We start from the raw sequence: 21,911 nt of genomic DNA, 5'->3' as shown, positions 1-21,911 counted from the left end.
GGGCCGGCGGTCAGGCGCCGAACTCCGATTCGGTGACGCGGACGACCAGCGTCTCGTCGACGTCGTGGAGGTCGTACTCCGGGAGGTCCCGGCCGGTCCGGGTGACGAACATCGGCTCGAGCAGCTCGCCGTCGGCGACGCCGAAGACCTTCAGGAACCGGTCGGTCTCCGCCGGCGCGACCTCGTTGTCGCGGATCGCCTTCGCGAGCGTCCGCGAGAGCCACTCCTCGTCGTCGATGGAGGGCTCGAGGACGAGCGCCTCGTCGACGAACCGGACGAGGTACCAGTTCAGGTCGTTCATCAGCGCGACGGCGGCGCCGAGCGAGACGGTCTCCAGGGCGACCGTGTTCTGGTAGGGCTCGCGGAGCTCGTAGGTCGCCAGCGCCTCGCGGGACGTCTCGCGGCTGACCAGCTCGTAGCGCAACTCGACGTCCTCCTTGCCGACGAGACAGACCCGGGTCATGGTCGGTGATGCGGGGGCCCGGCAAAAAGCGATTCCGTTCCCCAGAGTCCTCCTCCGATGGTCCGCGCCCGGAAGGAGCCGACGCTTGCAAGCCTCACGCATTCCCCGAACCGGCCCGTACTCGGCGCGTGAGCGACACGACGGAGACGTGGCTCGGACTCCAGCGTCGGGCGAAGCCGCTCGTGCAGGCGGGCGTCCTCCTGGGACTCGGCCTGGGCGGCTTCTTCGACGGGATCGTCCTCCACCAGATCCTGCAGTTCCACCACATGCTCTCCTCGCATCCAGACCCGACCGTCGCGGAGGACCTCCGGCTGAACGTCCTCGCGGACGGGCTCTTCCACGCCGCCACCTACGTCTTCACGGTGATCGGGATCGGGCTGCTGTGGCGGGCGCGGCGGCGCTCCGACGTCCCCGCGTCGGGGCGGACCCTCCTCGGAGCTATCGTCGCGGGCTGGGGGCTGTTCAACCTGGTCGAGGGACTCGTGAACCACCAGCTCCTCGGCATCCACCACGTCTGGCCCGCCGGCCCCGGGAGCGTCCTCATCTGGGACGTCGCGTTTCTGGTCTGGGGTCTGCTCTTCCTCGTCGGCGGATACGGAATCGTCCGACGCGACGAGGCGGTCGCAGCTCCGTCGCGCGGTTAGAAGGTGGTCAGCTCGCCGTCGATGACCTGCTCGGTGATCGACGTGACGTCGGCGAGGTCCCGGTCGATGATCTCGGAGACCTCCGCCTCGATGTCGCCGACCTCGACGCCCTCCTCGGTGACGAGGCTGGCGTCGGCGACGTGGGGGTTGTCGATGGGCTGGCCGATCTGGCTGAGCAGCCGGATGCGGATCTCGCGGATGCCGTCGACCTCCTCGACGACGCTCTTGGCGATCTCCGTCGACAGGAGGTTGTAGATCTTCCCGATGTGGTTGACGGGGTTCTTCCCCGACGTGGCCTCCATCGACATCGAGCGGTTGGGCGTGATGAGGCCGTTGGCGCGGTTGCCCCGGCCGACCGAGCCGTCGTCGCCCTGCTCGGCGGAGGTGCCGGTGGTCGTGAGGTAGATGGACCCCTCCTCGTAGTCGTCGGCGGTGTTGACGTGGACGTTCACCTCGCGGTCGGTGACGTCGCCGGCGAGGTCGGTGACGAACTCGCGGACGCCGCGGACGGCGTCGTCGTAGTCGTCGACGTCGTCGACGTACCGGTCGACCATCGCGACCGCGACGGTGACGTCGATGGCGTCGCCCTCGCGCTTGCCCATGACCTTCACGTCCTGGCCGACGACGGGGTTCTCGTCGCTGTAGTCGCCGTTGAGCCGCCGTTCGGTCTGGAGGACGATCCGCTCGGTCTCGCTGAGCGGGGCGTGGCCGACGCCGTAGGAGGTGTCGTTGGCCATCGGGACTTGCCGGCCCTCCTCGCCGAAGACCTCCTGGAGGTCGCCGGAGCCCTCGCCGAGCTTGACGTCGACGACGACGTCGGTGCCGAACTCGATGAGCGGGAAGTGCTCCTCGAAGTACTCGCGGGCGGCCCGGAGCGCGATGGTCTCGGCGGGGATCTTCGTCCCCTGGTACTCCTTGGTCGCCCGGCCGACGATCAGGAGGTAGATGGGGTCGACGACCTCGCCGCCGCCGAAGGCGGGCGCGGAGGTGCCGGCGACCAGTTGCGTCTCGTCGGTGTTGTAGTGGAGGACCTTGCCGACGCGGTCGATGTACTCGCTGGCGAGGGCCTGCGAGACGTGCTCGGCGATGCCGTCGCAGATGGAGTCGGGGTGGCCTAGCCCCTTCCGCTCGACGATCTCGACTTCCTGGTCCTCGACCGCGCGGCCGTCCACCGGCTCGACGCGGATGTTTCGCTCGCTCATTACGCCCACCTACCCCGCCTGCGGTTCTATAACTTACGGAAACCTCAGTCCGAGTTCTGATTACCCACAGGCATATCTATCCGTCCAGCAGCAGCCCGAGGTACGACGTCCGGATCTGCTCGTCGGGGTCCAGGCCAAGGTCTCGGAGGACCGCCTGGGCGCCTTCCCGCGCCGGCTCAACGGTCTCGGACTCGGTCTCCACCTCGACGAACTCTCCCAGGCCGTCGATCGTATCGAGCGTCACGGTGTACTCGCCGACCCGGAACCGCTCGCGGGTCTTCTCGACGGTCTCGACGGCCTCGAAGTCGAGTTCCTCGAGAATCGCGGCCATCGTGTCGCCGTCGCCGACGCCGGTCTCGAACTCCTCGCGCGTCTTCGACGCCTCCTCGACGAGCGGACCCTTGTAGGTGACCCGCGCCTCCGCGTCGGACTCTCCGTCGCGGGTCTCCCGGCGGACCCGGAGCGCCTCGTCGGTCTCGGCGAAGTCGCGCACCGGGTGGCCGTAGTAGGTGTCCGCCTGCTCGACGGTGCCCAGCGACTCGGCGTCGAGGTCCGGCAATCGGTCCCGGACCGCGTCGTGGTCGGCGCGGACCTTCACCTCCACCTCGTACATGGACGGGCGGTCGCCCCGACGGCGGAAAAACGCCGCGGCTCGGCGCTGACTCGCCACGGCGCCGAAACGTGATTGTTAAGGGAGCGACGGCTGACGTTCGAGGTATGAGTGACGAACCCGATGAGGTCGAGGAGACCGACGCCGCGTCGGACGCGGCCGACGACGAAGTGACCGACGCCGAGACCGAGGAGCAGGACGCCGAGGAGAGCGCCGAGGGGCTGCAGGACGGGGACTTCATCCGGCTGGCCTACACCGCCCGCACCGCCGAGGACGACCAGCTCGTCGACACGACCGACGAGGAGGTCGCCGAGGAGGAGGGCGTCGCCGACCAGGGCACCTTCGAGCCCCGCGTCATCGTGCTCGGCGAGGGCCACCTCTTCCCCGAGGTCGAGGACGACATCCGCGGCAAGGAGGTCGGCGACGAGGGCAGCGTCACCGTCACCTCCGAGGAGGCCTTCGGCGAGTACGACGAGGAGCAGGTCCGCACCGTCTCCGCCGACAAGATCGACGAGGACGACCGCTACCCCGGCGCCCGCGTCCAGATCGACGGCGAGCAGGGCGTCCTCGAGACAATCATCGGCGGCCGCGCCCGCGTGGACTTCAACCACCCGCTGGCCGGCGACGACATCCAGTACGACTACGAGATCCTCGAGGTCGTCGAGGACGACGTCGAGCAGGCCGAGGGGCTGCTCGGGATGTTCCTGGACCTCGACCTCGAGATGTGGGTCGAGGACGACGAGGTCGAGGAGACCCGCGTCGAGGAGCCCGACGAGGACGAGGAGGACGCCGAACCCGAGACGATCACCGAGACCGTCGAGAAGCGCACCCTCTACGTCGAGTCCAACCCGCAGCTGTCGATGAACCAGCAGTGGATGATGCAGAAGCAGCAGATCGCCCAGCAGGTCATCGACCAGACCAACATCGACCGCATCCTCATCCAGGAGGTCCTGGACGGCCAGGGCATGGGGATGGGCATGGGCGGCATGATGGGCGGCATGGGCGGCGCCGGCGGCGAGGGCGACGTCGACATCGAGGAGGCCCTCGAGGAGGCCGACATCGACGCCGACGAGATCGCCGAGGAACTGGAGTAACGGAACGAACGTTTCCGAATCCCGGTGGCGGGGCCGGTTCGGGCGGATGCCCAGGGGTGAGTGCTCCGACGCTGTCCTCACTTCACCCAGGGGGCCGACGGCTTCAGTTCGTCCGTCGACTTCCATCATCTGCGGAATCACGATGGCCCACGGAGAGATTCGTCGAGCCTTTTTCTCGAAGAGTTTCCGGAGACAGAAGAGCCTGCAATTAACCACGTATATTTCAATTTGGTAGTGTTTATCCCAAGAATCTACACTACTAAATCCAACCCGCTCGACGGACGTTCTGTATGGTCACGACACGACGACAGTACATCCTCGGGGCAGGAGTAACGATAACAGGTATTGGGGCTGCAGCAAGTGTCAGCGGTCAACAGGAGGGAAGCGATCTTCCCGAAATCACCTTCGGCGAGATAAACCACGAGGGGGAGTACGTAGTACTCCACAACGAGGGGAGCAGCGAAGTCGACATCGACGGTCTCTGGATGAACTGGGAATACGGGCAACAGGAAGACCAGACCAACCAGTTCGACTCCGAGTACGGCGCAACTAGCATCCCCGCGAACGGGTCCATCACGGTCGCCACGGGGGCCGAGAACGTCGAGGATGCCGACGTCGACTTCGAGCGCGGCGCGGCAGTGATGAACAACGACGAATCCGACACCTACACCGTCGAAACCGAGGATCAGGAGTCGGTCATCGCCCGGAGCGACGAGGACCGCCACGAGTCGGGCACACCGACCGAGACGGAAACGCCGACCGAGACGGAGACCGAAACCGAGACTGACACTCCGGACGATTCGGAGACACCGACAGACACGCCGGACGACCCGGAGACGCCAACAGACACGCCGGACGACTCGGAGACCGAGACGCCGACCGAAACCGAGACGCCGACGGACAAGGAGAAGGAGAAGAAGGACGAGGAGGGCTGTTAGGTTTCACGCCGGTACTCCTGGCGAGATCCACCGTCCAAAAGCATATATTTCTATCAGCTATCCACTACAGCGATCGGACCGCAGAATCGGGTCGCTACCAGTACGAGTCGGGGTTCTGCAGCCACTGGCGGTTCTTGGCGCCGAACGCGGTAACGCCGGCGACGACCAGGACGACGAACGCCAGGGCCGCGCCTGAGACGACCGCGTAGTCGGCGCTCGCGAGCGTCGTCCGTCCGATCTCGACCGCGGCGCCGAGCGCGAGGACGGCGACGAGGGCGACCAGTACCAGCGAGAGAGGTCTCGTCCACTCCATACGCGACCTCACGACGCCGGGGGCAATAAAATCTGAGTACTTCCGGCGGCCCGCGACACGAACCTGCGGGGATATATACGCCCGGCCCGGAGACTCCCTGTATGACCACAGTCGCCGTGCTCTGCGACGCGCCGGGGTCCGAGCGCGTCCTCCAGGGACTCGCGGAGACCTCGCCGCTCTCGGCGTCGGAGACCGAGTCGCTCTACGCCGCGCTGCTGAAGGACACCGCCCTCTCGGTCGCCCGGAGCGGCGGGGACCTGCTGGTGAACTACCGCGACGAGGACGCTGAGGACGCTGTCCGGGAGGTCGTCGCCGAGGCCGTCGACCCCGGGGACGCCCGGTTCGAGGTGCAGGTCGGCGAGACGTACGCCGGCCGCGTCGGCAACACCGTGACCCACCTGCTGGAGACCGAGGACACGGGCTCGGTCGCCGCCGTCAGCCCCGAGGCGGCGTTCCTCGCCCGCACACAGATCGACGAGGCCGCGATGAAGCTCCGCAGCAGCGAGGTCGTGCTGGGCCCCGCCCAGGGCGGCCGGGTGTACTACGCCGCCTTCGCCGAAGCGATCGACTTCGAGGACGCCTACGCGCCGCCGGCCGTCGAGACGCTGACCGACCGGGCCATCGACGCCGGCTTCGGCGTCGACTTCATCGCGAACGGTCCGCTGCTGGAGACCGGCGCCGACCTCGCGGACGTCCTCGTCCAGCTCCGGGCCCGCCGGAAGAGCGAGGCCATCGTGCCGCCGCACCTCGCCGAGTGGGCCGCGGAGAGCGATCTGGTCGTCCACGCAGATGGCGGCGAACTGTCGCTGACGCGCTGAGGCGGCGAAGAAAGATCGAGGGTCGCGGGGTGTCCGTGCTCAGCCGGTGAGCTTGTTCCAGAGGCTCTTCAGCTCCGAGCCCGTCGAGAGACCCTTCAGCTTCTTGAAGGTCTTCTCCTCCTCGTCGAGGTTCTCCTCGAGGGGGTCGACGACGTCGTCGTCGACGTCGGCCTTCTTCGCGAGCATGATGAGCCCCTCGTAGGCGGTCATCTCGATGCGCTCGGTCTTCATCCCGGCGTTGAGGTAGTGGAGGTCACGGAGGGTGTCGTCGGAGACCCGCCGCTCGAACTGCTCGGTCTCCTCGATGAGCGCGTCGACGACGGCGTTGGTCCGCTGGTTCGGCTGCCGGCCGAGCTCCTCGAAGGCCTCCTCGACGCGCTGGACGTGCCGTTCGGTCTCCTCGCGGTGCTTGGCGAACCCCTCGCTGATGTTGTCGTTGGATGCGTTCCGCGACATCTCGTCGAGGGCGTCGACGAGCTTCAGCTCCATGTCGTAGACGGCCTCGAGCTCGTAGACGAGCTGTTCCTCGATCTCGTGGATTTCGGTCTGGGTAGAACTCATGGGTGACCTCACGTGGAGATAGGATGACAACGTGCAAAACTGTTCGGACGAGTGAAACGAACGGGACGACATCCGGCAACCACCTGGACGGTTCGCCGGACGGCGCGGAGAGCGACACCTTGAACTTGCGGCCGACACTCGGTTACGAGTACACCCCGAGGCGCCCGTTCGGCGCCGTTACGGGGGCTCGGACTGGTGGGATGGCAGAGCGGCCCATTGCGCCTGCCTTGAAAGCAGGTGGCGCAAGCCTCCTGGGTTCAAATCCCAGTCCCACCGCATTCCTGTCGCGAGCGAACCGCGAGCGACGGGATCGCCAAACGGCAGAATCAGATTCTCTCCTACTCGTTGCGCGGACTCGAGGGGTGGTAGTCGGTGTCGTACTCGCCGGGGCGGTCGTCGATGCGTTCGGGGTTGATTCGACCGCCCAGCAGCATGAAGTCGAGGACGGTGAGGTAGAGCATCGCCTCGACGACCGGGACACCGCGCGGCGGGAGGACGGGGTCGTGCCGACCGATGACCTTCGCGTCGTCGACGATCTCCTCCGACTCCCAGTCGGCGGTCTGCTGTTCCTTCGGGATGGACGTCGGCGCGTGCAGCGTCACCTCACCGTAGATCGGCAGGCCGGTCGTGATGCCGCCCTGGAGGCCGCCGTGGTCGTTCTCGACGGGGACGGGGTCGCCTTCCTCGGCGACGATCGAGTCGTCGTCACCGTCGTGGAACGTCCAGTCGTCGTTTCGCTCCTTGCCGGTGAGGGTGCGGGCCTCCTTCCCGAGGCCGAACTCGAAGGCCGTCGTGGCGGGGACAGCCATCATCGCCTGGCCGAGGCGGGCCTCGAAGGCGTCGAACCGGGGTGCGCCGAGGCCGCGCGGGACGCCGCGGACCTCGAACTCGATGGAGCCGCCGATTGAGTCGCCGGCCTCCTGGTACTCGTCGATGCGCTCGCGCATCTCCGCGGCGGTCTCCGGGTGGGCGCAGCGGACCTCGTTGTCCTCGCTGTGCTCGAGCATCTCCTCGAAGGTCACGTCGGGCGCCTCGACGTCGCCGATCTGGTTGACGTGCGCTTTGATACGGACGTCGTGGTCGGACTGCTCGAGGACCTGCTTGGCGACGGCGCCGGCGGCGACCCAGTTGACCGTCTCGCGGGCCGACGAGCGGCCGCCGCCGCCCCAGTTGCGGGTGCCGAACTTCGCCGAGTACGTGAAGTCGCCGTGGGAGGGCCGAGGCGCGGTGATGAAGGGCTCGTACTTGCCCGAGCGGGCGTCCTTGTTCTGGATGACCATCCCGATCGGCGTGCCGGTGGTGTAGCCGTCCTGCGTCCCGGAGTTGATGGTCACCTCGTCGGGTTCGCCCCGCGAGGTGGTGATCTGCGACTGGCCCGGTTTCCGGCGGTCCAGCTCGTACTGGATGGCCTCCTCGTCGAGTTCGACGCCGGCGGGACACCCCGAGACGGTGACGCCCATCGCCTCGCCGTGGCTCTCCCCAAAGGTGGTGACCTGGAAGAGCCGACCGAAGCGGTTTCCGTTCATTACCGGCCTCTCGGGTCGCCGCGGGTTTAGCCTTTACATTCGCGCAACCCCGGGGCCCTCCGCGTCGGTCGGTGAGTCACTCCGACGGGCTTATAACGCCCGGTACGTTATCCGGTGAAGGTTTGCGTATGCCCTACGAAACGGGACTCTCGTACGACGACGTGTTGCTCGTGCCGCAGCGGTCGCCGGTCGACTCGCGGGACGACGTCGACCTCTCGACCGAGCTGGCAGACGGCCTCGAGCTGTCGGTGCCGGTCCTGACCGCGGCGATGGACACCGTGACCGAGGCCGAGATGGCCCGGGCCGTCGCCGAGGTCGGCGGGCTCGGCGTCGTCCACCGGTTCCTGACTGTCGAGGAGCAGGCCGCGATGGTCCGGTCGGTCGCCGAGGACGGACTGGCGGCGACGGGCGCCGTCGGCATCGCCGAGGACCACCTCGACCGGGCAGAGGCGCTCGTCGACGCCGGCGCCGCGATACTCGTCGTCGACGTCGCCCACGGCCACATGGAGCGGACACTCGACGCGACCGCCGAACTCGCCGAGCGGTTCCCCGAGACGCCGCTCTGCGCCGGCAACGTCGCCACCCGCGAGGGGGTCGCCGACCTCGCCGCGGCGGGCGCCGACTGCGTGAAAGTCGGCGTCGGCCCCGGCTCACACTGCACTACCCGCGAGGTGACGGGCTTCGGCGTCCCGCAGTTCACGGCCGTCGAGCGATGCGCCGCGGAGGCCCGCGAGCGGGGCGTGACGACGGTCGCGGACGGGGGAATCAGGACGTCCGGCGACGCCGTGAAGGCGCTGCTGGCCGGCGCCGACGCGGTCATGATGGGCGGCTTCTTCGCGGGCTGCGACGAGTCGCCCGGCGAGATCGTCGAGCTCGACGGCCAGCGGTACAAGCGCTCCCGGGGTATGTCGACGGCGGCGGCCGCCGAGGACCGCGACGACAAGAACGGCGACGTCGACGCCGACGAGGGCGTCGAGGCGGTCACCGAGTACACCGGCCCCGTCGGGCCCAGACTCGAGGAGTTCGCCGCCGGCCTCCGCTCGGGGTTCTCCTACGCGGGCGCCCACGACCTCGAGACCGCACGCGAGAACGCGGAGTTCATGGAGGTCAACGAGACGACGAAGGGCCGCAACGGCGCTCACGGGTTCGCGCGGAAGGACTGACGGTTACCGGGTGCGGCGGCTCGCCGGTGTGAAAAGCCAGAACGGGATGTGGGGGTGGGGATACCCGATCCGTGCAGGTGGACCACTGCAGTGCGCCGGTCGAGGGTCATCGACCCAACGCATCTCCTGCTTTCGACGGTACAAGGGTCAATATTATGCCTTGGTAATTAGGTATCCGTCCCCTCGAGGGCGACCCCCAGGTCCGCGAGGACGTCGAAGAAGTCGGGGAAGGAGACGTCGACGTGCTCGGCGCCCTCGATCCTCGTCTCGCCGTCGGCCACCAGGGCGGCGACGGCCAGCGACATGACGATGCGGTGGTCGTCGTAGCCCTCGACGGTCGCCCCGTCGATGTCGCCGCCGTGGACCACGAGTTCGTCCTCGTACTCGTCAACGTCCACGCCCAGTTTCGAGAGTTCCGACGCCATCGCCGCCACGCGGTCGGTCTCCTTCAGCCGGACGTGCTCGCAGTCGGTGATTCTGGTCGTCCCTTCCGCCGCGGCGCCCAGCACCGCGATCGTCGGCAGGAGGTCGGGCGTGTCCGCGACGCCGACCTCGATCCCCTCCAGGTCGGAGCGGCCGACGGTGATCCGGCCCGCCTCGCGGTCCCACTCGACGTCGGCGCCCATCCGTTCGAGGACGTCGACGATCGCCGAGTCCCCCTGCGCGCTCGGGTGGGCGCCCTCGACGACCAGTTCGTCCTCGGCGGCCAGCGCGCCCGCGGCGAGCAGGTACGACATCGAGGAGAAGTCGCCGGGGACGTGGTACTCGCCGCCCTCGGGGGCGTAGGTCTGGCCCCCCTCGACGCGGAAGCCGTCCGCGCCGGACGAGCGGATGTCGCTGTCGTCCCCGCCCAGGACCGCCGCCTCGACGCCGAAGTCGTCCAGGACCTCGAGGGTGATGTCGACGTACGGCGCCGATTTGAGCGCCGTGGTCAGGTCGATCTCGACGCCCCCCTCGGTGACCGCCCCGGCCATCAGCAACCCGGTGATGTACTGCGAGGAGACGTCTCCTGGGATGCGCACCGACCCGCCGCCGATCCCGCCGCCGACGACGAGCGGGGCCTGTCCGTTCGCCCTCGTCGAGTCGGCACTCGCGTCGAGCTGTTCGAGCGCCTCCAGCAGCGGGCCCTGCGGCCGCGAGCGCAGCGAGTCGTCGCCCGTCAGGACCGCCAGCCCGTCGACGAGTGCCCCGGTGGCCGTCGTCAGCCGCATCGTCGTCCCGCTGTTCGCGCAGTCGATGACGTCCTCGGGCGTCGCCGGGTCGCCCTCGAATCCCTCCACCTCGAGGTCGTCGTCCGTCCGTTCGGTCGCGCCGCCGTAGGCCTCCACCGCGCGGGCCGTCGCGCGGGTGTCGGCGCTGAACAGCGGGTTCCGGACCACCGCGCCGTCGGCGTACCCGGCCGCGAGGATGGCCCGGTGGGTGTAGCTCTTCGACGGCGGCGCGCGGGCCGTCCCCCGGACGCGGGACGGCGAGATGCGAACGTCCATATCCCCCGCTTGCGGCCCCCGGAAAAGAGGCTACCGACTGCGGACTGTGGGGCTTCCGGGACGGCAATCCATATGGTCTCGCCGCCCCGCGGTCCGGTATGGAACCGGACCTCTCGAAGCTCGACGCCCACCTCCGCGACTCGGGCGTCGACGGCTACCTGATCGAGGCGGACGGGGAGGCCCCCGACCAGCGGTACCTCTCGGGGTTCACCGCGCCCGACCCGTTCGTCACCCTCTACACCGGCGAGGTGCACCTGCTCGTCTCGGCGCTGGAGTACGGCCGCGCGAAGCGGAACGCCCGCGCCGACGGCGTCGAGCGGCACTCCGACTACGACCACCGCGCGAAGGTCGAGGAGTACGGCCCCACCGAGGGCGGCCACCGCACCCTGGCGGCGTTCCTCGACGCCCACGACGTCGAATCCGTCTCGGCGCCGACCGACTTCCCGCTGGGGACGGCCGACGGCCTCCGCGACCTGGGCGTCGAGGTGCGGGCCGACCACGACGGCGTCGTCGGAGACATCCGCGCGACGAAGACCGACGAGGAGGTCGAGCACGTCCGCGCCGCCCAGAAGGCCAACGAGTCGGCGATGGCCCGCGCTGAGGAGCTCCTCGCCGCCGCGACGGTCGACGACGGCACGCTCGTCCACGACGGCGAGGCGCTGACCGCCGAGCGCGTCAAACAGGAGATCGAGATCGAACTGCTCCGGCACGGCTGCGCGCTCGACGAGACCATCGTCGCCTGCGGCGCGGACGCGGCCGACCCCCACGACCGCGGCTCCGGCCCGCTGTCGGCCGACCAGGCCATCATCGTCGACATCTTCCCGCGGTCGAAGGAGACCGGCTACTACGCGGACATGACCCGCACCTTCTGCGTCGGCGAGCCCTCCGAGACCATCGCGGAGTGGTACGACCTCACCCTCGAGGCACAGACGGCCGCCCTCGACGCCATCGCGGCGGGCGTCTCCGGCAGCGAGGTCCACGGCGCGGTCTGCGACGTCTACGAGGACGCCGGACAGCCGACGCTCCGGGCCGACGAGACCACCGAGACGGGGTTCATCCACACCACCGGCCACGGGGTCGGCCTCGACATCCACGAGTCGCCACGGCTCTCCGAGCAGGACAACGAACTCCGGGCCGGTCACGTCGTCACCGTCGAGCCGGGCCTCTACGACCCCAACGTCGGCGGCGTCCGCATCGAGGACCTCGTCGTCGTCACCGAGGACGGCTACGAGAACCTCACGGACTACGAGAAGTCCCTGCGGGTGGCGTAACGTTCTCGACTTCTGCGAGTGGGTAAAAGTGTTCAGTCCCTTTCGACCGCCGTTCGACGGCGTACCTCTTAGCGCGCCCGCACCGACCACGTGACATGGCCAGCAGCGACGATCCGAGACACGGTCTCGCCGTCTGCGAGGAGTGCGAGTCGGTCCAGCCCGTCGAGGTCGACCCCAGCGGCGAGATCCGGACCGTGGGGAACCCCAGCTGTCGCTGCGGGAGCAACGAGTTCCGGCTGCTCGAGGGGTGAGGCTCGGCCGGTCCGGCAAGGTACAATAGCCCCCGCCGCCTACCGACCGCCGGCGGCGATGATGAGGCTCCTACCCCCGCTCCGAGCCCCGTGTGACGACGACCACTCCTGAGCCGCCGTTCGATTCTACTCCCGGAGCCACGGCGACGTCGCGTCCCGTCCGGTTAAGTCGCTCTGCGCGAAACCACCACACGATGACGGACGTTCCGCCGTCGTTCCCCGAGGAGGGACAGGTCTTCGACGGCCCCCGCACCGAGCGCTTCCTCGCCGTCGCCCTGGAGACGCTCGTCCAGGACGTCTCGCCAGTCGGCGACCAGGACGTCGCCAGGGACCTCGGCGCGTACTCCCTCGGTGACAGCGACCCGCCCGAGGCGGCCCCCGAGTACGTCGAACTCGAGGACGGGCTGCTCACGCTGACCAATCCACCGTTCCTCCTCGCCGAGATCGAACTGGACGAAGACGGGTACGCGCTGCACTGCGAGTTCGACTCCGAGCTCAAGCTCCTCATCGAACCGCCGGTGGAGGTCGCACTCGAGGCGGAGTCGTTCGACGAACTGCTCGAGTCCTTCGAACAGATGATCGCCGAGATCTACCGGACGAGAGGCCGCCGGCTCGAGATGCTCGACGAGGGCGTGGTCGACCCCGAGGAGTTCTCCGAGCCGCGGTGAGGTAGCGGAAGACGCCGCTATTCGGTAAGTAGTCCGGTCGTCACGAGATGCGCCGACCGGGATTTGAACCCGGGCCATGAGCTTGGAAGGCTCAGGTCCTACCACTAGACCATCGGCGCTCACTCACTTCGCTCGCCGCGCACCGCAATCGCCGACCCGTCTCGCAATCGAGGCTAATACGCCTCCCCCTAAGGACCTTTCCGTTCCCCGCGGTTCGTCTCCTCGCTATCCCCGACCACGGACCGAAATCCATAAGCGTCCTTTAGGCCTCCCTAAAACCAGATGGCGAGCTCTCACTCCGCTGCCGCCGACCGTTCCGCCCGGGAGCACGACGGGTGGGTCACAAGCTCTCTCGTGCTGTTCTGCCTCGGGAGCGCGGTGATCACGGTCCTCGGGGGACTCGTCCAGGTCAGCTTCGGGTCGTTCTCGATGACGCTGTTCGAGGCCTGGGCGGCCGTCTTCGACCCCGAGGTAGTGTTCGACCCCGCCGCCTGGAACGCCTTCCTGCTCGGCGGCGAGATGCCGGAGATGGACCGCCGAAGCCTCATCGTCTGGAACATCCGGCTGCCGCGGGTCTTCGTCGCGATGATCGCCGGCGCGACGCTGGCGGTCTCGGGGGCGGTCTTCCAGGCCGTGACCCGCAACGAGCTCGCCAGCCCGTTCGTGCTGGGGGTCAGCTCCGGGGCGGGCTTCGCGGTGCTGGCGACGCTCGTCGTCTTCAGCGGGCTCGCGCCGTTCCTCCCCTTCATCGCCGCCGCCGGCGGCACCGTCGCGTTCCTGATCGTCTACGCCATCGCCTGGAAGGGCGGGACCAGTCCCGTCCGGCTCGTCCTCGCCGGGGTCATCGTCAACATGGTGTTCCACTCCCTGCAGCGCGGGCTGTTCTTCATGGCCGACGACCTCGGCGTCGTCCAGACCGGCATCGCCTGGATCACCGGCTCGCTGACGGGCACCGGCTGGGAGCAGGTCCGGTTCTCCATCATCCCGGCCGCAATCGCGATCCTGATCGCGCTGGCCGGCGCCCGGCAGCTGAACCTCCTGCTGCTCGGCGAGCGGACGGCCCAGTCGCTGGGGATGCGCGTCGAGCGCGTCCGGTTCCTGCTGTCCGGCGTCGCCATCCTGGCGGCCAGCGTCGCCATCTCCGTGGCGGGCATCGTGAGCTTCTTCGGGCTCGTCGTCCCGCACATCGTCCGGAACGTCGTCGGGAGCGACTACCGGCAGCTGATGGTCGGCTGCCTGTTCGCCGGGCCGGCGCTGATGGTCGCCGCCGACGTCGGCGCCCGACTGGCGCTGAGCGGCCAGCAGATGCCGGTCGGCGTCGTCACGGGACTGCTCGGCGGGCCGTACTTCCTCTACCTGATGCGCAAGCAGGACTCCATGGGTGAACTCTGATGGACGGAACACAGACGGAGACCGAGACCGAGACGGCGGAGACGAACCGGATCACCGACGGGAACGGCAACGTCGTCCAGAGCGCACTGGTCGGAGAGGACCTCGCGCTGAGCTACCCGACGAGCGAGGAGACGGTCGTCGACTGCGCACGCCTGGACATCCCCGAAGGCGAGGTGACGGCGCTGGTCGGGCCGAACGGCAGCGGGAAGAGCACGATGCTGAAGGCCCTCTCCAACCACCTCGACCCCGACGAGGGCGTGGTGCGGCTCCGCGGCGACGACCTGGACTCGTTCGGCCAGAAGGAGCTCGCCCGGGAACTCGGCATCCTCTCACAGGAGAACGAGTCCCTCGGGAGCATCACCGTCGAGGACCTCGCCTACCATGGCCGGTACCCCCACCGCGGCTTCTTCGACAGCGTCACCGCCGAGGACCGCGAGGCCGTCGACCGCGCACTCGAGCTGGCCGGCGTCGAGGACCTCCGGCACGCCGAACTCGGCCAGCTCAGCGGCGGCCAGAAGCAGCTCGCCTGGATCGCGATGGTGCTCGCCCAGGACACCGACGTCCTCCTGCTCGACGAGCCGACGACGTTCCTCGACCTCTACCACCAGTTCCGGGTCCTGGAGACCGTCCGCCAGCTCAACGAGCGGAAGGGGGTGACCGTCGCGATCGTCCTCCACGACATCTCCCAGGCGGCGCGGTTCGCCGACTACCTCGTCGCGATGCGCGACGGCCAGCTGTACGACTGGGGACCGCCCGAGGACGTCGTGACCGAACAGCTGCTCGCCGACGTCTTCCAGGTCGAGGCGACCGTCGAGTACGAGCCGCAGCTCCAGATCCTCCCGAAGCGGGCGCTCGCGGACGACGACCGCTGACCGTTCCGCCCCGCCTCGCCGAGTTCCAGAACGCTTATACACTTTTAGGCGAGCCTAAAACACGATGACCGATCAGACGCGACCGACGAGGCGGAGCGTACTGCGAGTGAGCGCGGCCGTGGCGGGCGGAGGCGCTCTCGCCGGCTGTACGTCGATTCCGGGCTCCGACGACGGGTCGAACGAGGCCGGGGGCGATTCGGGCGGCGACAGTTACTCCGTGACGATGGAGCCGGTCGGAACCGTCGAGTTCGACGGCGTCCCCGAGACCTGGGTCGCGAACAACGCCAGCTGGGCGGACATGGGGACCGCGCTCGGCCGGGAGCCGCCGGCAGCCGTCTGGATGACCTCCCGCTACCACACCCGGTACTACGACGAGATCCCCGACGTCGAGGTCGACACCGAGGACGTGGTCGCCCTCTACCAGGACGGCGTCGACAAGGAGCGGTTCTACGAGCTGAACGCCGACGTCCACGTTATCGATCCGAACTTCCTGATGAACCGCTTCAAGGGGTGGGACGAAAGCGACATCGAGGAGGTCGGCGACCGCATCGCTCCCTTCTTCGGCAACAGCATCTTCTCGACGGGCTACGAGTGGCACCAGGACTACCCGTACCTCTCGCTGTACGAGGCCTTCGGCAAGCTGGCCGAGGTCTTCCAGGCGACGGACCGCTACGACGCCTTCGTCGACCTCCACGACGAGTTCCAGGCGTCGCTCGACGAGATCGTCCCCGAGGACGAGTCCGAGCGTCCCACGGTCGCGATCATGTGGGCCGGCAGCGACGAACCCGAGGAGTTCTCCCCGTACCTGATCGGCGAGGGGACCAGCTTCAAGCAGTGGCGCGACCTCGGCGTCCGCGACGCCTTCGCCGAGACCGACGTCCGGGACTTCCACAGCTCTCGGGGGAGCGTCGACTACGAGACCCTCCTGGAGATCGATCCGGACGTCCTCCTGTTCCGAGGCCACGAGGCCAAGACCCGCGAGGAGTTCCAGGACACCGTCGTCGCGTTCATGGAGGACCACGACGTCGCCAGCGACCTGGCGGCCGTCCAGAGCGGCGACGTCTACCGCGGCGGCCCGCTCTACCAGGGCCCCATCACGAACCTCGTGCTGACCGAGCGCGCCGCCGGCCAGGTCTACGGTGTCGACGAGGAGCTGTTCGACCGCCAGCAGGTCGCAGACATCGTCAACGGCGACTTCTGATGGCCGGCGGCCGGAGCGACCCCGTCGACCGCGACGTCGCGATCGTCGGCGGCGGGCCGGCGGGGTGTTCCGCGGGCGTCTTCGCCGCCCGATACGGCCTCGACACCGTCGTCTTCGACCGCGGGAACGCCTCGCTCCGCCAGTGTGCCCACCTGGAGAACTTCCTCGGCTTCCCCGCCGGTATCGACGTGGAGACGTTCTACGACCTGATGTACGACCACGCGACGGAAGCCGGCTGCGACGTCGTCCGGGAGCTGGTCCAACGGGTCGAGCGGCCGGACGGTTCGGCGTTCGAACTGGAGACCCAGTCCGGCCGCCGAGTCACGGCCAACCGCGTCGTCGCCGCCACGCGCTACGGCGGCGACTACCTCCGGCCGCTCGACGGCGACGCGATGTTCCGGACCGTCGAGGGCGAGGACGGTGCGGTCGACGAGCGCTTCGACCTCGACTATGCCGACGCCGAGGGTCGGACGCCCGTGGACGGCCTCTACGTCGCGGCGCCGGCCGGCGAGCAGAACGCGCAGGCCATACTCTCCGCCGCCCGCGGCGCACGGGTAGCCCGCGCGCTCATCGCCGACCGGCGGCGCGAGCAGGGGTACCCGGATACCCTCGCCGACCACTGGGACTGGCTCCGCCGGGACGCCGAACGCGACCCGGAGTGGCGCGATCGCTGGCGCGAGTGGTTCGACGACCGCGTCCCCGACGACTACGACGGCGACGCCGGGCACCTCGAAGCGCTCCGGGAGGCCGACGTCGAACGCCGCGCCGACGTCTACCTCAGCGACGCGGAGATCGAGCTCCGCCGCGACCGAGCCCACGACAGACTCCTCGAGCATCTCGACGACGAGCGCCTCCTCGAACACCTCGACGACGACAGGATGCGAGCGTACCTGCAGTCCGGGGACGCGGACTCGGACCAGTCGATGGATCGAGAGCAGGACTGACTCGAGACCCTCGTCAGACCGGTTCCACGACGGCGTAGCAGTTCCCGCTTGAGACCCGCTTGTCGACGACCGTGAGCGCGCTCGCGGCGAGGTCCGCGTCGAACTCCGCGGGCGCGTAGACGTGGTAGAATCGGGGGACCGTCTCGCCGCCGGGGAGCGTCCAGTCGACGTCGGCGTCGAACCCCTCCGAGTCGTCCGCCGAGGCGTCGAAACGGTCGTGCGCCGTACTCCAGGCGCTGACCAGCGCCGTCCCGCCGGGAGCGAGGACTCGCGCCAGTTCGTCCAGACTCTGCCGACGGAGTCCGCGGGTGGGCAGGTGGTGGAGCGTCGCGACGTACACCGCCAGGTCGACGGAACCGTCGGTCAGCGGCAACTCGGCGGCGTCGCCCTGCAGGAGATGGGCGTCGGGAACCCGCTCCCTGGCGACCGACAGTAGCCCTCGACTCGCGTCGACGCCGACGACCCTGTCGGCGTGTTCGGTAAGCAGTTCGGCGTGCCGCCCGTTCCCGCAGCCGACGTCGAGGGCCGTCCTCGCCCGTCGACCCTCGCAGAACTCGACGACCTCCGGCCAGGCGTACTCCCGCGTCGTCGCGAAGTGCTCGGCGATGCGCTCGTACGTCGCGCGCACGTCCCGCCGGTCCGGGTCGGCCATGCGGGTTCTGCAGGCGGTGTGACCATGAACGCGGCGGTACGGTCCAGGAATCTCGGCGGCTTCCACCGCCCGGACAGCCGTCTCACCCAAGCAGCGTCAGGACGGCGTAGGTGATCGCCAGCATGACCGTGGCGTGCTTGACGCCGTCCTTGATGGAGCCGCCGCCCATCATGCCACCGACGAGCCCGGAGAGCGTCGACTGGATGAGGGCGGTGTGGAAGAACGCCCGCCGGTAGGCGTCCTCGTCGCCGCCGGAGAAGCTCCCGAGGATGCTCGGCCCGTTCTGGACGCTGATGCCGCTGGTGTCGGGCAGGTTCGGGATGAGCACGTAGTCCAGCGCCGCGATGACGATGAGGAAGACGACGAAGGAGACGTAGATGACGACCAGGTAGGTGAGCATCTCCTGGCGGCGCTGCCGGCGGAGCCGGCGGTCGGCGCGGGCCTGCTCGGCGGCGATGCGGAGCACCGGGCCGATCTCGTTGGACGCCCGCATCGCGTTCGTGATCAGCGTCACGACGCGGGTGATCGACGGCGTCCGGACGCGGCGTTCGAAGCGGTCCAGCGCCTGCGCGACGGTCGCGCCCCACTGGACGTCCCGCCAGATGCGCTCGACCTCCTGGTCGAGGGCGCCGATGTCGCTGCCGCGGACCCGTTCGAACGACGAGACCACGGCGATGCCGGCCTCGTTGAGGCTGGCCAGCCGCTCGAGGAGGTCCGGGATGGACTCCTCGAGGCGCCGCGAGCGCCGCTTGTTCACCTCGTAGAACGCCGCGAAGGTGCCCATCACGAAGAGGACTGCCTGGACGACGATATCGTCGAGGACCTCGACGGCGAGGCTCCCGGCGACGAACGCCGCCGGGAGTCGGTAGGCGGTGACGGCCACGGCGATCGGGACCGTCACGTAGAGGACGAGCATCGGCCGATCGATGGCCGATTTGACCGGGGAGGCGACCGTCCCTGCGAGCGACCGGACACGCTCGTAGGCGCGGAGCCGGTCGTGGTTGGCCCGCGATCCCTGGCGGGTGTAGCCGCCGTCGGTCCGGGACGGTCCGCGGGTGCCTCTGACGGTCGAGTCCTCGAGGACGGTGCGGTCGTCGTCGCGGGTCGCACGAAGCGGTCCGGTAACCTCCGCGAGGTACGCGAGGAACAGCAGGTTCGCCAGCGGCAGGACGACGTAGGCGATGAGCTGGATGAGCAACAGCGTGTCGCCGGCGGTCAGCCCGATGATGAGCAGGATGGTGACGAGGAAGAGTATCCCGGCGACGACGACGGTGACGTACACCTCGGCGGTGGTCGCCAGCAGTTCGAGGATCTCCTCCTGCTGCTCCTCGGCCTCCTCGCGGTAGCGCTCGTACTGCTCGTGGAGGAACGCCGAGAGGTTCCGTCCGCTCTGGAGGACGCTCGCGAGGTTCTCGGTAAACTTCTCGAACTGCTCGGAGGGTGTCCGCTTCGAGAGGTCCTGGACCGCCGTCACGAGGTCGACGCCGAAGAGGTCGATGTTGCGCACCGCGACGCCGAACTCGGTGGCCCCCTCGCCGAAGATCCCCTGGTTCCGGGAGAGCGCCCGCAGCACGTCCGGGAACGCCATCCCGCCGCGGGTGAGCGCGTAGACGAACGCCACCATCTGGGGCATGCCGGCGTCGATCTGGCGCCGTCGGGTGTCGGCCCGCAGCGACGGGACCTTCCAGCGGACGAGGTACGTGCCGACGGCGCCGAAGACGGCCGCGGTCGCGCTGGCGGCGAGCAACCACAGGAAGACGATGCCGTCGAAGTCGGCGACGCGCGCGAGGAGCGGCCCGAGCCACGAGACGTCCGGCGCGTTGGTGAAGATGCCGGGAGAGGGGAGCGAGGGTCGCGATTCGATGCCGAGCGACCGTCCGAGGACGAGGAGTCCGATCCCGACGTAGACGCCGAGAATCGCGCCGGCGGTCCCCAGCCCGAGGACGTAGAGGTAGGTCTTCGTGACGTACTCGCGGTAGGGCGTTCCGATGGCGGCCGTCCGGAGGAGCCGTTCGCGTTTCGGTGCCGGCTGGACGCGTTCGCCGCGGAACAGCCAGAAGGCCAGCCGCGACAGCATCGCGTCGATCCAGTCGCTGTAGGCCGCCAGGAGGAACGTCCAGCCGACGAGCAGGACCGCCAGCAGCGGGACGTAGCGCCACATCTACGGGCTCGGCGCCTCGCGGCCGTCGGCGTCGAGGTCGACGTCCTCGATCTGTGCGATCACCTGGTCGGGGACGGCGTAGTAGCGGTTCACCATCGCGGTGAACTGCTGGTACTGGGTGATGTCCCGGTCCCAGAGGTACTTGAGGAACCGCTGGCGGTGCCGGAGCTCCTGCAGCAGCGTCGACTGCGACCAGCCGCGCTCCTCGCGGATCTCCTCGAGGAGCTTCTTGTTCCCCTCGCTGAACGTGTCGGCGCCGGAGTCCCACCTGTAGGCGGAGGTGTAGTCGAGTTCGCCGGTCCGCTGGTCGATGCCCTCGATCTCGGCGATGGCGTCGGCCCGCCGGACCCGCTCGCCGCCGAACCGCGCCAGCGTCTGCACGCAGAGGACGTCCAGCGACTGGACCATCGGCCGCGGGACGTTGATGGGCTCGTTCTCTAAGCGGTTGATGACGGTCTGCACCGAGTCGGCGTGCATCGTCGACAGCGTCGTGTGGCCGGTATTCATCGCCTGGAACAGCGTCATCGCCTCCTCGCCGCGGACCTCGCCGACGAGGATGTACTCGGGGCGGTGCCGGAGCGCCGACCGCAGCAGGTCGTACATCGTGACGTTCGACCCCTCGTCGAGGCGCTCGCGGGTGACGCAGGACAGCCAGTTGTCGTGGTGTAACGCCAGCTCGCGGGTGTCCTCGATGGTGATGAGCTTCGACCGCGGCGGGATAAACATCGAGATGGCGTTCATCGACGTCGTCTTCCCCGAGGCCGTCCCGCCCGCGAAGATGATGTTGCGGTTGTGCTCGATGGCCAGCCAGAGGTAGGCCATCTGTTGGAGCGAGTAGGTGCCGAACTCCAGGAGGTCGATGGGCGTCAGCGGCTCGTCGGAGTACTTCCGGATGGTGAACGCCGACCCGCGGGGGGTCACCTCCTCCCCGAGGGCGAGTTCGGCCCGCGAGCCGTCCTGGAGCGTCGTCTCGACGACCGGGTTCCCAACGGAGATGTGCCGGCCGGCCTGCTGGGCCATCCGGACGATGTAGCTGTCCAGCTCCTCCTCGTGGAAGGAGACGTTCGTCTCGATGTCCTGGTACCCGTCGTGGTAGGCGTACAGTGGGATCTCGTAGCCGTCGCAGGAGACGTCCTCGATGTTCGGGTCGTGCATCAGGGGGTCGAGCCGGCCGAACCCCTGGAAGCGACGGTAGAGGTAGTAGTACAGCCGGTAGAATCCCGCGACGTCGACGTCGACGGCGTACTTCTCCAGGCGGCTCCGCAGCTCGCTGCGCAGCATGTCCTCGGGGGTCCCCTCCTCGGTCTTGTAGAGCAGCGGCGTCCTGACGTCGTCGTACAGCGTCTCGAGGAGGTCCGACTCGAAGCGGTCCAGTTCGGGCTCGACGACCCGGTAGAGGTGCTTGTTGTCGTCGTCGCTGTAGGTGACGACGGCGTACGAGAAGGGGGCGTTGAGCCAGTAGCGTTCGATCTCCCGGTCGTCGAACGAGCGGTCCTCGACGACCAGCCCGTGCTCGCCGGGGCGGAACGGCTCCCCGGGGACCCGGGAGCCGCGGAGCATCTCGATCGTGCGGACGAGCTGTTCGCGGACGCCGTCCACCGTGCCGCCGCGACGGTCACTCGCCATCTGTCACACCTTCCCCCAACACTTTCCAGTTACGTGTGCGGCCCTCCCAGATAA

General features: G+C 68.7%; 22 protein-coding genes and 2 tRNA genes. 13 read left to right on the top strand and 11 right to left on the bottom strand.

The window, feature by feature from the left end:
• Nucleotides 1-10: 10 nt before the first annotated feature.
• Nucleotides 11-463 (bottom strand): DUF5804 family protein, encoded by a 453-nt coding sequence (locus HWV07_RS00315; protein ID WP_178332378.1) that lies wholly within the window; start codon nucleotides 461-463, stop codon nucleotides 11-13.
• 128 nt (nucleotides 464-591) lie between these two features.
• On the opposite strand from HWV07_RS00315, the gene HWV07_RS00310 reads away from it, so the two are divergent.
• The gene (locus HWV07_RS00310; protein ID WP_178332377.1) at nucleotides 592-1,107 is read left to right on the top strand and encodes a DUF2243 domain-containing protein; all 516 of its coding nucleotides are present in this window, start codon (nucleotides 592-594) and stop codon (nucleotides 1,105-1,107) included.
• Here the strand turns inward: HWV07_RS00310 and HWV07_RS00305 are convergent.
• Both HWV07_RS00305 and cyaB read right to left on the bottom strand, forming a co-directional pair.
• Complete coding sequence (locus HWV07_RS00305) at nucleotides 1,104-2,309, bottom strand: methionine adenosyltransferase (protein WP_178332376.1); 1,206 nt, start codon at nucleotides 2,307-2,309, stop codon at nucleotides 1,104-1,106. The genes HWV07_RS00310 and HWV07_RS00305 overlap by 4 nt on opposite strands.
• A 76-nt stretch (nucleotides 2,310-2,385) precedes the next feature.
• A complete protein-coding gene (gene cyaB / locus HWV07_RS00300; protein WP_178332375.1) occupies nucleotides 2,386-2,922 on the bottom strand; it encodes a class IV adenylate cyclase in 537 nt (178 codons plus the stop codon).
• 104 nt (nucleotides 2,923-3,026) lie between these two features.
• Here cyaB and HWV07_RS00295 point away from each other — a divergent pair, with 104 nt between their 5' ends.
• Both HWV07_RS00295 and HWV07_RS00290 read left to right on the top strand, forming a co-directional pair.
• A complete protein-coding gene (locus tag HWV07_RS00295) occupies nucleotides 3,027-4,013 on the top strand; it encodes an FKBP-type peptidyl-prolyl cis-trans isomerase (RefSeq protein WP_178332374.1) in 987 nt (328 codons plus the stop codon).
• 290 nt (nucleotides 4,014-4,303) lie between these two features.
• Nucleotides 4,304-4,951: a lamin tail domain-containing protein gene (locus HWV07_RS00290; RefSeq protein ID WP_178332373.1), complete on the top strand. Its 648-nt coding sequence runs from the start codon at nucleotides 4,304-4,306 to the stop codon at nucleotides 4,949-4,951.
• A gap of 94 nt (nucleotides 4,952-5,045) precedes the next feature.
• Here HWV07_RS00290 and HWV07_RS00285 read toward each other — a convergent pair whose 3' ends face one another.
• Nucleotides 5,046-5,264, bottom strand: a complete 219-nt coding sequence (locus tag HWV07_RS00285; RefSeq protein WP_178332372.1) for a hypothetical protein — start codon at nucleotides 5,262-5,264, stop codon at nucleotides 5,046-5,048.
• Between the two features lie 101 nt (nucleotides 5,265-5,365).
• Here HWV07_RS00285 and HWV07_RS00280 point away from each other — a divergent pair, with 101 nt between their 5' ends.
• Nucleotides 5,366-6,082 (top strand): hypothetical protein, encoded by a 717-nt coding sequence (locus HWV07_RS00280; protein ID WP_178332371.1) that lies wholly within the window; start codon nucleotides 5,366-5,368, stop codon nucleotides 6,080-6,082.
• 39 nt (nucleotides 6,083-6,121) lie between these two features.
• On the opposite strand, the gene HWV07_RS00275 is transcribed toward HWV07_RS00280, so the two are convergent.
• Complete coding sequence (locus HWV07_RS00275; protein WP_178332370.1) at nucleotides 6,122-6,643, bottom strand: YciE/YciF ferroxidase family protein; 522 nt, start codon at nucleotides 6,641-6,643, stop codon at nucleotides 6,122-6,124.
• 194 nt (nucleotides 6,644-6,837) lie between these two features.
• Here HWV07_RS00275 and HWV07_RS00270 point away from each other — a divergent pair.
• Nucleotides 6,838-6,919: transfer RNA gene (locus HWV07_RS00270), tRNA-Ser, on the top strand.
• A gap of 62 nt (nucleotides 6,920-6,981) precedes the next feature.
• Here HWV07_RS00270 and aroC read toward each other — a convergent pair.
• Nucleotides 6,982-8,169, bottom strand: a complete 1,188-nt coding sequence (gene aroC, locus HWV07_RS00265) for a chorismate synthase (RefSeq protein WP_178332369.1) — start codon at nucleotides 8,167-8,169, stop codon at nucleotides 6,982-6,984.
• A gap of 128 nt (nucleotides 8,170-8,297) precedes the next feature.
• Between aroC and HWV07_RS00260 the strand changes: the two genes are divergently transcribed.
• Nucleotides 8,298-9,332 (top strand): guanosine monophosphate reductase, encoded by a 1,035-nt coding sequence (locus HWV07_RS00260; protein WP_178332368.1) that lies wholly within the window; start codon nucleotides 8,298-8,300, stop codon nucleotides 9,330-9,332.
• A gap of 167 nt (nucleotides 9,333-9,499) precedes the next feature.
• On the opposite strand, the gene aroA is transcribed toward HWV07_RS00260, so the two are convergent.
• Nucleotides 9,500-10,819 carry a 3-phosphoshikimate 1-carboxyvinyltransferase gene (aroA, locus tag HWV07_RS00255; RefSeq protein WP_178332367.1) on the bottom strand — a complete coding sequence of 440 codons (1,320 nt, stop codon included), beginning with the start codon at nucleotides 10,817-10,819 and terminating at the stop codon, nucleotides 9,500-9,502.
• Nucleotides 10,820-10,917: 98 nt separating this feature from the next.
• On the opposite strand from aroA, the gene HWV07_RS00250 reads away from it, so the two are divergent.
• From HWV07_RS00250 to HWV07_RS00240, 3 genes are all read left to right on the top strand, one after another.
• Nucleotides 10,918-12,090, top strand: a complete 1,173-nt coding sequence (locus tag HWV07_RS00250; RefSeq protein ID WP_178332366.1) for a M24 family metallopeptidase — start codon at nucleotides 10,918-10,920, stop codon at nucleotides 12,088-12,090.
• Nucleotides 12,091-12,185: 95 nt separating this feature from the next.
• Nucleotides 12,186-12,341 (top strand): hypothetical protein, encoded by a 156-nt coding sequence (locus HWV07_RS00245; RefSeq protein WP_178332365.1) that lies wholly within the window; start codon nucleotides 12,186-12,188, stop codon nucleotides 12,339-12,341.
• Nucleotides 12,342-12,535: 194 nt separating this feature from the next.
• Nucleotides 12,536-13,009 (top strand): hypothetical protein, encoded by a 474-nt coding sequence (locus HWV07_RS00240; RefSeq protein ID WP_178332364.1) that lies wholly within the window; start codon nucleotides 12,536-12,538, stop codon nucleotides 13,007-13,009.
• Nucleotides 13,010-13,057: 48 nt separating this feature from the next.
• On the opposite strand, the gene HWV07_RS00235 is transcribed toward HWV07_RS00240, so the two are convergent.
• Nucleotides 13,058-13,128 (bottom strand) — tRNA-Gly (locus HWV07_RS00235).
• A 163-nt stretch (nucleotides 13,129-13,291) separates the two neighbouring features.
• On the opposite strand from HWV07_RS00235, the gene HWV07_RS00230 reads away from it, so the two are divergent.
• The 4 genes from HWV07_RS00230 to HWV07_RS00215 all read left to right on the top strand — a co-directional run bounded on the left by HWV07_RS00230 (nucleotide 13,292) and on the right by HWV07_RS00215 (nucleotide 17,418).
• Nucleotides 13,292-14,401, top strand: a complete 1,110-nt coding sequence (locus HWV07_RS00230) for a FecCD family ABC transporter permease (RefSeq protein WP_178332363.1) — start codon at nucleotides 13,292-13,294, stop codon at nucleotides 14,399-14,401.
• On the top strand, nucleotides 14,401-15,273 hold the full coding sequence (locus tag HWV07_RS00225) for an ABC transporter ATP-binding protein (protein WP_178332362.1): 873 nt from the start codon (nucleotides 14,401-14,403) through the stop codon (nucleotides 15,271-15,273). Before HWV07_RS00230 ends, HWV07_RS00225 begins: the two co-directional genes overlap by 1 nt.
• Before the next feature lie 64 nt (nucleotides 15,274-15,337).
• A complete protein-coding gene (locus HWV07_RS00220; RefSeq protein WP_178332361.1) occupies nucleotides 15,338-16,474 on the top strand; it encodes an ABC transporter substrate-binding protein in 1,137 nt (378 codons plus the stop codon).
• Entirely contained in the window at nucleotides 16,474-17,418 is a 945-nt protein-coding gene (locus tag HWV07_RS00215; RefSeq protein ID WP_178332360.1) for an NAD(P)/FAD-dependent oxidoreductase, read from the top strand. The genes HWV07_RS00220 and HWV07_RS00215 overlap by 1 nt, the downstream gene beginning before the upstream one ends.
• 13 nt (nucleotides 17,419-17,431) lie before the next feature.
• Here the strand turns inward: HWV07_RS00215 and HWV07_RS00210 are convergent, their stop codons facing one another.
• The 3 genes from HWV07_RS00210 to HWV07_RS00200 all read right to left on the bottom strand — a co-directional run bounded on the left by HWV07_RS00210 (nucleotide 17,432) and on the right by HWV07_RS00200 (nucleotide 21,857).
• Nucleotides 17,432-18,070: a class I SAM-dependent methyltransferase gene (locus tag HWV07_RS00210; protein WP_178332359.1), complete on the bottom strand. Its 639-nt coding sequence runs from the start codon at nucleotides 18,068-18,070 to the stop codon at nucleotides 17,432-17,434.
• 82 nt (nucleotides 18,071-18,152) lie between these two features.
• Complete coding sequence (locus HWV07_RS00205; RefSeq protein WP_178332358.1) at nucleotides 18,153-20,231, bottom strand: type II secretion system F family protein; 2,079 nt, start codon at nucleotides 20,229-20,231, stop codon at nucleotides 18,153-18,155.
• Nucleotides 20,232-21,857 (bottom strand): ATPase, T2SS/T4P/T4SS family, encoded by a 1,626-nt coding sequence (locus HWV07_RS00200; protein WP_178332357.1) that lies wholly within the window; start codon nucleotides 21,855-21,857, stop codon nucleotides 20,232-20,234.
• Between the last annotated feature and the right edge of the window lie 54 nt (nucleotides 21,858-21,911).

The organism is Natronomonas salina (assembly GCF_013391105.1).
Taxonomy (GTDB): domain Archaea; phylum Halobacteriota; class Halobacteria; order Halobacteriales; family Haloarculaceae; genus Natronomonas; species Natronomonas salina.
This window is presented reverse-complemented; position numbering and strand designations above follow the sequence as displayed.

Bases quoted from the DNA above. Each gene is read 5' to 3' on its own strand.
- HWV07_RS00315 (WP_178332378.1), bottom strand. From the start codon at position 463: ATGACCCGGGTCTGTCTCGTCGGCAAGGAGGACGTCGAGTTGCGCTAC.
- HWV07_RS00305 (WP_178332376.1), bottom strand. From the start codon at position 2,309: ATGAGCGAGCGAAACATCCGCGTCGAGCCGGTGGACGGCCGCGCGGTC.
- cyaB (WP_178332375.1), bottom strand. From the start codon at position 2,922: ATGTACGAGGTGGAGGTGAAGGTCCGCGCCGACCACGACGCGGTCCGG.
- HWV07_RS00295 (WP_178332374.1), top strand. From the start codon at position 3,027: ATGAGTGACGAACCCGATGAGGTCGAGGAGACCGACGCCGCGTCGGAC.
- HWV07_RS00290 (WP_178332373.1), top strand. From the start codon at position 4,304: ATGGTCACGACACGACGACAGTACATCCTCGGGGCAGGAGTAACGATA.
- HWV07_RS00285 (WP_178332372.1), bottom strand. From the start codon at position 5,264: ATGGAGTGGACGAGACCTCTCTCGCTGGTACTGGTCGCCCTCGTCGCC.
- HWV07_RS00280 (WP_178332371.1), top strand. From the start codon at position 5,366: ATGACCACAGTCGCCGTGCTCTGCGACGCGCCGGGGTCCGAGCGCGTC.
- HWV07_RS00275 (WP_178332370.1), bottom strand. From the start codon at position 6,643: ATGAGTTCTACCCAGACCGAAATCCACGAGATCGAGGAACAGCTCGTC.
- aroC (WP_178332369.1), bottom strand. From the start codon at position 8,169: ATGAACGGAAACCGCTTCGGTCGGCTCTTCCAGGTCACCACCTTTGGG.
- HWV07_RS00260 (WP_178332368.1), top strand. From the start codon at position 8,298: ATGCCCTACGAAACGGGACTCTCGTACGACGACGTGTTGCTCGTGCCG.
- aroA (WP_178332367.1), bottom strand. From the start codon at position 10,819: ATGGACGTTCGCATCTCGCCGTCCCGCGTCCGGGGGACGGCCCGCGCG.
- HWV07_RS00250 (WP_178332366.1), top strand. From the start codon at position 10,918: ATGGAACCGGACCTCTCGAAGCTCGACGCCCACCTCCGCGACTCGGGC.
- HWV07_RS00245 (WP_178332365.1), top strand. From the start codon at position 12,186: ATGGCCAGCAGCGACGATCCGAGACACGGTCTCGCCGTCTGCGAGGAG.
- HWV07_RS00240 (WP_178332364.1), top strand. From the start codon at position 12,536: ATGACGGACGTTCCGCCGTCGTTCCCCGAGGAGGGACAGGTCTTCGAC.
- HWV07_RS00230 (WP_178332363.1), top strand. From the start codon at position 13,292: ATGGCGAGCTCTCACTCCGCTGCCGCCGACCGTTCCGCCCGGGAGCAC.
- HWV07_RS00225 (WP_178332362.1), top strand. From the start codon at position 14,401: ATGGACGGAACACAGACGGAGACCGAGACCGAGACGGCGGAGACGAAC.
- HWV07_RS00220 (WP_178332361.1), top strand. From the start codon at position 15,338: ATGACCGATCAGACGCGACCGACGAGGCGGAGCGTACTGCGAGTGAGC.
- HWV07_RS00215 (WP_178332360.1), top strand. From the start codon at position 16,474: ATGGCCGGCGGCCGGAGCGACCCCGTCGACCGCGACGTCGCGATCGTC.
- HWV07_RS00210 (WP_178332359.1), bottom strand. From the start codon at position 18,070: ATGGCCGACCCGGACCGGCGGGACGTGCGCGCGACGTACGAGCGCATC.
- HWV07_RS00205 (WP_178332358.1), bottom strand. From the start codon at position 20,231: ATGTGGCGCTACGTCCCGCTGCTGGCGGTCCTGCTCGTCGGCTGGACG.
- HWV07_RS00200 (WP_178332357.1), bottom strand. From the start codon at position 21,857: ATGGCGAGTGACCGTCGCGGCGGCACGGTGGACGGCGTCCGCGAACAG.